This is a genomic window from Micrococcus sp. ACRRV, from assembly GCF_022346985.1.
GTDB lineage: Bacteria > Actinomycetota > Actinomycetes > Actinomycetales > Micrococcaceae > Micrococcus > Micrococcus porci.
Map to the genome: position 1 here is coordinate 1 of NZ_JAKRNH010000111.1, position 7662 is coordinate 7662.

9 protein-coding genes are annotated in these 7662 nt (G+C 74.9%); 3 read left to right on the forward strand and 6 right to left on the reverse strand.

The window, feature by feature from the left end; all coding sequences use genetic code 11:
- Positions 1-7: 7 nt before the first annotated feature.
- The 3 genes from MHY29_RS10220 to MHY29_RS10230 are packed head-to-tail and all read right to left on the reverse strand — an operon-like array spanning position 8 to position 2797.
- Positions 8-1027 (reverse strand): squalene/phytoene synthase family protein, encoded by a 1020-nt coding sequence (locus MHY29_RS10220; RefSeq protein WP_239240956.1) that lies wholly within the window; start codon positions 1025-1027, stop codon positions 8-10.
- A gap of 1 nt (position 1028) precedes the next feature.
- Entirely contained in the window at positions 1029-2222 is a 1194-nt protein-coding gene (locus MHY29_RS10225; RefSeq protein WP_239240959.1) for a polyprenyl synthetase family protein, read from the reverse strand.
- A complete protein-coding gene (locus tag MHY29_RS10230) occupies positions 2219-2797 on the reverse strand; it encodes a MarR family transcriptional regulator (RefSeq protein WP_239240962.1) in 579 nt (192 codons plus the stop codon). Before MHY29_RS10230 ends, MHY29_RS10225 begins: the two co-directional genes overlap by 4 nt.
- Positions 2798-2902: 105 nt before the next feature.
- Between MHY29_RS10230 and idi the strand changes: the two genes are divergently transcribed.
- Positions 2903-3475, forward strand: coding sequence for an isopentenyl-diphosphate Delta-isomerase (gene idi / locus MHY29_RS10235; RefSeq protein ID WP_239240965.1), 573 nt, complete (start codon positions 2903-2905; stop codon positions 3473-3475).
- A gap of 12 nt (positions 3476-3487) precedes the next feature.
- Here the strand turns inward: idi and trxA are convergent, their stop codons facing one another.
- Positions 3488-3922, reverse strand: coding sequence for a thioredoxin (trxA, locus tag MHY29_RS10240; protein WP_239240968.1), 435 nt, complete (start codon positions 3920-3922; stop codon positions 3488-3490).
- Between the two features lie 78 nt (positions 3923-4000).
- Positions 4001-4900, reverse strand: coding sequence for an aldo/keto reductase (locus MHY29_RS10245; protein WP_239240971.1), 900 nt, complete (start codon positions 4898-4900; stop codon positions 4001-4003).
- Between the two features lie 91 nt (positions 4901-4991).
- Between MHY29_RS10245 and aroQ the strand changes: the two genes are divergently transcribed.
- Entirely contained in the window at positions 4992-5462 is a 471-nt protein-coding gene (gene aroQ, locus MHY29_RS10250; RefSeq protein WP_239240974.1) for a type II 3-dehydroquinate dehydratase, read from the forward strand.
- 134 nt (positions 5463-5596) lie between these two features.
- Positions 5597-6079, forward strand: coding sequence for a pyridoxamine 5'-phosphate oxidase family protein (locus MHY29_RS10255; protein ID WP_224356169.1), 483 nt, complete (start codon positions 5597-5599; stop codon positions 6077-6079).
- Between the two features lie 177 nt (positions 6080-6256).
- Here MHY29_RS10255 and rlmN read toward each other — a convergent pair whose 3' ends face one another.
- Entirely contained in the window at positions 6257-7525 is a 1269-nt protein-coding gene (rlmN, locus tag MHY29_RS10260; protein ID WP_239240977.1) for a 23S rRNA (adenine(2503)-C(2))-methyltransferase RlmN, read from the reverse strand.
- Positions 7526-7662 lie beyond the last annotated feature (137 nt).

A 7662-nucleotide genomic window follows, 5' to 3' on the forward strand; every position in this document is an offset into this window, starting at 1 on the left:
GTGGGGGTCATGGTCGGCGGTCTCCGTCCTGGTGAGCGGCGAGGTCCTCGGCGCACCCCGCCGGAAGGCGGCGTCCGCGGCGGCCGATCCCCACGGGGGAGGCGGCCAGCACGCGGACGGCGATCCGGGCCTTCACCGGGTCCGGCACGCGCACGCGGCGGCGGGCCAGCTCGGCGGCGGGGGTGGCGGCCAGGCGCCGGGAGAGCTCGGCGAACAGCCCGTGGGCCAGCAGCACGGCCCGGGCCGCGCGGGGGTCGAGGGCGAGGATGCCGGGCAGGGAGGCGTCCAGGTCCGCGTCGAGGTCCGCGAGCAGCTCGGCCTTGCGCTCCTCGGTGAGCGCCTCCGGGGCGGCCCCGGAGAAGTAGGTGCGGCCCAGGGCGTCGTGGTCCGCGGCCAGGTCCCGCAGGAAGTTCACCTTCTGGAAGGCGGCCCCCAGCCGGGAGGCCGCCGCGCGCAGGGCGCCGCGGTCGGCGGGGCCGTCCGCGCGCGTGCCGTCCATCGAGAGGAACACCTGAAGGCACATCAGGCCCACCACCTCGGCGGAGCCGTGGATGTACGCGGCCAGCGAGTCCTCCCCGTGCTCGGCCACGGTGAGGTCCGCGCGCATGGAGGCGAAGAACGGCCGGGTCAGCTCGGCGGTGATGCCGTGCCGGCGGGACACGTCCGCGAAGGCATGCAGCACCAGGTCCGTGGAGAACCCGGTGTCCATGGCATCCTCGCAGGCCCGCTCGTAGGCGTCGAGCCCGGCGGCCACCCGCGCGACGGGGAGCCCCGCCTCCTCGGCGGCGCCGTCCACCACCTCGTCGGCCACGCGGACCATCGCGTAGATCGCGGCGATGTCCCGGCGGGCGTCCGGGGGCAGGACCCGGCAGGCCCAGGAGAACGACGTCGAATACCGCCCGATCACCTCCCCGGCCACCCGCAGGGCGGTGGCGGTGTAGAGCTCCAGGTCCGTCTCCCCCGTGCGGGCGCGGACCGTGCCGCACTCCGGCCCGGCCGGGGCGGGGGGCGTCGTCGTCCCGGTCATCTCAGGCCTCCCGCTGCAGGATCTGACCGCACGTGGCGGCGAACTCGGCTCGCTCGGCGGGGGCCATGGGCAGGGCGTCCAGCAGGGCGCGCGCCTGGTCCACGAGCTCCTCGGCGACGCCGAGCGCGTGCTCCACGGAGCCGGCGTCCACGAGGGCCGCACGGGCCTCGGCGACGGCGGCGGCCAGCTCGCCGAGGTCCTCACCGTGCCGTTCGGCGCGGGCCACGCGGTCCAGGGCGGCGCGCGCCCGGGGGTCGCGGCGGCCGTGCGCCGTGAGCAGGGTGGCCTTCCCCTCCCGCAGGTCCGCGTCGTGGGGCTTGCCGGTGACGGCGGGGTCCCCCGCGGTGCCGAGGACGTCGTCGACCACCTGGTAGGCGACGCCGAGCAGGGCCCCGGCCTCGGCGAGGGCCTCGGCGTGGGCCGGGTCCGCCCCGGCCAGGAGGGCCCCGGCCCGCAGCGGCTCCTCGAACGAGTAGCCGGCGGTCTTGAGCCGCTCCATGGTGAGGATCCGCCCGGCCTCGGGGTGGTCCCCGGTGTGGCGGTGCAGGGCCAGGAGGACGTCCTCCAGCTCCCCGGCGGCCGCCGCGGAGGCGGCGCGGAACACGCTCTCGGCCGCCTCGGCGGCGCGGACGCGCGCCCCGGAGGCCGCCGCCAGGCGGAAGGCGGCGGTGAGCAGCAGGTCCCCGGCGATGATCCCGGCGGAGCGGCCCACGTGCTCGGCCTCCCCGGCGGGGACGCCGTCGCGCACCGCGTCGCGGCGGTACTGCTCGGCCACGGTGGGCCGGCCGCGGCGCAGGTCGTCCCGGTCGATCACGTCGTCGTGGACGATCAGCGCGGCGTGCAGCAGCTCGAACGCGGCGCCCACACGCGCCACCGCGCGCAGGTCGGCGGCCTCCTCCTCCCCCGTGCCGCCGCGGGGGACACCGGAGGACGCCGGGGCCCGGCGCACGGTCCGCCAGCCCAGGTCCACCAGGCGGGGGCGCACCAGCTTGCCGCCCGAGACCGCCTCGCGGAGCCGCGCCCACAGCAGGTGGAAGGAGTCCGGGGCGTCCGCGCAGAGCGGGGTCTCCGCGAAGACGCGGTCCAGCTCGGCCCGCACGGCGGCTCGGGCGCGCCCGGCGTCGTCGAGGCCGGGGGTCGCGGCCGAGGCCGACCACGGGGCGGCCCCGCCGATGCCGGCGGCGAGGGGGTTCACGGCTGCTCCGCCTGCTGGGTGACGCGGGCGGTGAGGTCGTCGCGCCAGGCATCCATGTGGTCCGCCACGCTGTCCAGGAACCGCTCCACGGCGGCCCGGTCCTGGTCGGTCATGCCGGACATCGCGTCCCCGACCATGTCCACCATCGGCTGGACCTCCGCCATGGCCTGGCTGCGGGACTCCGGCAGCGCCCGCACCAGCGTGCGCCGGCGGTCCTGGGGATGGGGCTCGCGGACGGCGTGGCCGCCGGCCACCAGGCGGTCGACGACGGCGGTGGTGGCCGCCGTCGTCAAGTGCAGGTGCCGGGCGAGCTCCGTGGGCCCGGTGGGGGCGCGCATGAGCACGGAGAGCGCGGCGTAGTCGGTCTCGTTCAGGCCCATGAGCAGGCGCATCTGCACGCGGATCTGCGCGTTGAGCCGGATGATCCTGCGAAGGGTGCGAGCGGCCGACGTCACGCCCTTGAGCTCGCCCGAGACGGGTCGGATCGCGGGGGCGGGCTCGGAGATCCGGCTCAGCATCGGCGATTCCCGGAGAGCCGTCGAGGCGGCGTCGAGGGACTGGATGGCCTCCGGCACGTCCACCCCTTTCTCTAGAAAATCTAGTAGTCTTTCCATCTAGACAATAGTCGGGGGCACGCAGGTGCTGTCAACCCCGTGAGCCCAGGCCAGGGAGGACGTGAGATGCAGCAGGGACCGTCGTACCCCCGCACCGTCGAGGAGGTCGAGGAGCGCGTGGTGCTGCTCGGCGCCGACGGCGCGCCGATCGGCACGGAGGCGAAGGCCAGCGTCCACCGGAACGCGGCGGACGGCGGCACGCCGCTGCACCTGGCGTTCTCCTGCCACGTCTACGGGCCGGACGGCCGGTTCCTCCTCACCCGCCGCGCCCTGGGCAAGAAGGCGTTCGGCGGCGTGTGGACCAACGGGTTCTGCGGGCATCCCGCCCCCGGTGAGGCCCCGGCGGAGGCCGTGCTGCGGCGCGCCCCGCAGGAGCTGGGGGTCGGCGTGCGGGAGGTGACCCCGCTGCTGCCGGGCTTCCGGTACCGGGCCGCGGACGCCGGCGGCGTCGAGGAGCACGAGGTCTGCCCCGTGTTCCGCGCGGAATGCGACGGCGACCCCGTCCCGGAGCGGGACGAGGTCGCCGAGTGGTGCTGGGTGGAGGTCGCGGACCTGACGGCCGCGCTGGCCTCCGTGCCCCGGGTGTTCAGCCCGTGGCTGGTGATGCAGTGGGAGCAGGGGGCGTTCGGCCCCCGCTGAGCGGGGGGACGCTCAGCGGCCGTTGACGTCGTCGAGCTGCGCGGCGGCGGACTGCACGGCCTCCTCCTCGGAGGGCTCGGCGTCCTGCGCGCCCTGCTGCTCCGCCATGGCGCGGACCTCGGCGATGTCCAGGGCCGTGACCTGGTCGATCAGCTGGTCGAGTGCCTGGCCGGGCAGCGCGCCGGCCTGGGAGAACACCAGGACGCCGCCGCGGAACGCCATGAGCGTGGGGATGGAGGTGATGCCGGCCATCGCGGCGAGCTGCTGCTGGTCCTCGGTGTCCACCTTGGCGAACACCACGTCCTGGTGCTTCTCCGAGGCGGTCTCGAAGACGGGGCCGAACATCTTGCAGGGGCCGCACCACTCCGCCCAGAAGTCGACCAGGACGGTGTCGTTCTCGGAGACGGTGGTGCCGAAGGCCTCGAGGGTGAGGTCGGTGGTGGCCATGGTGGGGTCCTCTCGGATCGGGCGGGATCGGTCTCCCCCGGTCCAACGACGCCGGTCAGGGGCCTATTCCGCCGAGGGTCAGTGTCCGAACTCGTCGGGGTGGCGGCGCGGCCCCTCGCCGGTGTCGAGGGCGTCGATCGCGGCCATCTCCTCGGCGGTCAGCGCGAAGGAGAACACGTCCAGGTTCTGCGCCTGGCGCGCGGGGTCGGCGGACTTGGGCACGGCGGCCCGGCCGGACTGCAGGTGCCAGCGCAGCACCACCTGGGCGGGCGTCCGTCCCGTGCGCGCGGCCGCGGCGGCCACGGGCTCCAGGGCGCCCAGGTCCTGGTCGGCCCGGTCCAACGGCGAGTACGCGGTGATCGCGGCGCCGTGGGCGCGCACGCCCTCCTGCCACGCCGGCGACTGCCGGAGCGGCCCGACCTCGATCTGGTCCACGGGCGCCCGCAGCCCGGCCCCGGCCAGCCGGTCCAGGTGCGCGGGGGTGAAGTTGGAGACGCCCCAGGCGCGGATCAGGCCGTCCTCGGCCAGCTCGGACAGGGACCAGGCGGTCTCGAGGTAGCGGTCCTGGTCCGGGTTCGGCCAGTGCACGAGCACCAGGTCCACGTGCGCCAGACCGAGCACGCGCAGCCGGCACTCGACGGCGGCGCGCACCGTCCGCGCGTCGCCGTGGTGCTCCCGGTTGACCTTGGTGGTGACGAACAGCTGGTCCCGGTCCAGCACGCCGGCGTGGATCGCGGCCGCGATCCCCTCGCCGACGGCGTCCTCGTTCCCGTAGTTCTGGGCGGTGTCCACATGGCGGTAGCCGATCCGCAGGGCCTGCTCGACGGCGTCGCGCGCCTCCGCGCCCCGCAGCGGCCAGGTGCCCAGGCCGATCCGCGGCATCTCGACGCCGTCCACGCCCGTCCCGGTGAGCGTCAGGGTCTCGGGGACGGGGGTCTCGTCCACGGGGGTGGCGGTGTGCCTGCTCTCGGTGCTCATGACGGATGCCTCCTCTCCCCCATTGTGCCGCCGTCACCCGCCCCCCACCAGGGGCGATGCCTCCGGGGGCGTCCCGGCCTACGCTGGCCCCATGACCGACTCCATGCCCGCCGCCTCCGCCGCCCGACTGCCGCTGCTGGTCCTCAACGGGCCCAACCTGAACATGCTGGGCACCCGCGAGCCGGAGAAGTACGGGTTCGAGACCCTCGAGGACGTGCGGGCGCTCACCGCGGCCCGCGCCGCCGAGCACGGCCTGGAGGTGGACTTCCGGCAGTCCAACCACGAGGGGGAGCTCGTGGACTGGATCCAGGAGGCCCGCACGGGCTTCTCCGGGATCCTCATCAACCCGGCGGCGTACAGCCACACCTCCGTGGCCATCCGGGACGCCCTGGCGGCGGTGCCCGTGCCGATCGTGGAGGTGCACATCACCAACATCCACGCCCGGGAGGAGTTCCGGCACCACTCGGTCGTCTCTGCGGTGGCGACGGCGGTGATCGCCGGCGCCGGCACGCAGGGCTACGCGCTCGGCGTGGAGGTCCTCGCGGCGCGCCTCGCCCGCTGAACCGACGCCTCCGGGCTCCGGCCGACCGCGTCATCGGCGCCCCCGAGCCCTGGCCTCCGCCGTCGGGGCTCGCCTAGCGTGGCCCCCACGACGCCCGCCGACGGCGCGGGCGCGCGAAACGCAAGGAGGACGACATGACCGAGCAGGATCCCCGCACCGCGCTGCTGGAGAAGATCGAGAAGGCCGGCGTCGTGATGCTCACGACCGCCGAGGAGGACGGCACCCTGGCCTCCCGCCCCATGGCGGTGCAGGAGGTGGAGCAGGAGCCGGGCGTGCTGTGGTTCATCACCCGCGCCACGGGCGACGCCGCGCAGGACTCGGCCGGCCGCCCCGTGAACGTGGCCGTGCAGGAGAAGGGCTTCTGGGCCTCCGTGGCCGGCCATGGCGAGATCGTCCGCGACGAGGCCCGCAAGACGGAGTACTGGAACTCCGCCACCGAGGCGTTCTTCGGCGAGGGCGCGCGCCCCGAGGACCCGCAGATCGTGCTGGTCCGCGTGCAGGCCGACTCCGCCGAGTACTGGGACGGCGGCGGCGCGGCCTCCGTCGTGGAGATCGTGAAGGCGAAGGTCACCGGCGGCGAGGCCCGCCCCGGCGACCACGACACCGTCGAGTTCTGACCGCCCGACATCCCGCCCCGCGGGGGCGGCTCACGAGGCCCTGGGTGCCGTCGGCATGGCGTCGCCCAGGGCCTCGGCCCTGCCCGTGACCGATCGGCCGAGCACGGCGGCGTCCGCGAACAAGTGCACGAACCCCTTGTGCTCCGCACACTCCACCCCGACGCCGGCCGGCCCGGCTCAGGCCCGGGCCGCGACGTCCTCGTCGTCGGCGGCGAGCTGGCCGCAGGCGCCGTCGATCTCCTTGCCTCGGGTGTCGCGCAGGGTGGCCGGGATGCCGGCCGCGTTGAGCCGGTCCACGAACTCCCGCGTCACGTCCTTCTCCGAGGCCGTCCAGATGGAGCCCGGCGTCGGGTTCAGCGGGATCGGGTTCACGTGCACCCAGCCCTTGCCGCGGGCGTTGAGCTTCTTGGCCAGCAGGTCCGCGCGCCAGGCGTGGTCGTTCATGTCCTTGATCAGCGCGTACTCGATGGAGACGCGCCGGCCGGTGGCCAGGAAGTACTCGTAGGCGGCGTCGATCGCCTCGTCGGCCTTCCACCGGGCGTTCACGGGGATCAGCTCGTCACGCAGCTCGTCGTCCGGCGCGTGGAGGGACAGCGCGAACGTCAGCGGCACGCCCTCCTGGGCGAGCTTCTTGATGGCCGGGACCAGGCCCACCGTGGAGAGGGTGACGTGCCGGGCGGACATGCCCAGGCCCTCGGGGGCCGGGTCCACCATGCGGTGCACGGCCGCCATCACGCGCTTGTAGTTGGCCAGGGGCTCGCCCATGCCCATGAACACCACGTTGGTGACGCGGTCGGCGTCGTGCCCGCCGTCCCGGCGCGTGCCCCCCAGGCCGCCCTCGGCGATCACCTGGTTGGCGCGGACGATCTGCTCCACGATCTCCGCCGTGGACATGTTGCGCGTCAGACCTGCCTGGCCGGTGGCGCAGAACGGGCAGTTCATGCCGCAGCCGGCCTGGGAGGACACGCACAGGGTGACGCGCCCCGGGTAGCGCATGAGCACGGACTCCACGAGGGCGCCGTCGAACAGCCGCCAGAGGAACTTCACGGTGTCCCCGCGGTCCGTGGTCAGGCGGCGGACCTCGGTGAGCAGCGGCGGGAAGAACGCCTCCGCGATCTCCTCGCGCTTGCCCTTGGGCAGGTCCGTCATCTGCTCCGGGTCCGTGGTGAAGTGCTCGAAGTAGTGCACGGAGAGCTGCTTGGCGCGGAACGCCGGCAGGCCGATCTCCTTGGCCTTGGCCTGACGCTCGGCCAGTGTCATGTCCGCCAGGTGCTGCGGCGGCTGGGAGACGCGCGGCTGCTTGAACTGCAGCTGCGGGCGCCCGTCCGGGCCCATGGGCTGCTGCCAGCCCTCGGTCTTGGGCATCACCTGGGGACGGTCCGCGTCCACCTCGGCGGCGCGGCGCGGCGGGGCGGAGAGCTGGTGCCCGACGCCGGCGCGGTGCATCCGCTCGCGGTCCTCGGCGAGCTGCCGGGCCTCGGGCTCGAGCTCGGCGGTGACCTCGGCGACGGTGGTGCGCACGTCGGCGGCGGGCACGGAGCCGTCGAATCGACGGATCAGGGTGCCGGCGATGCGCTCGAGGA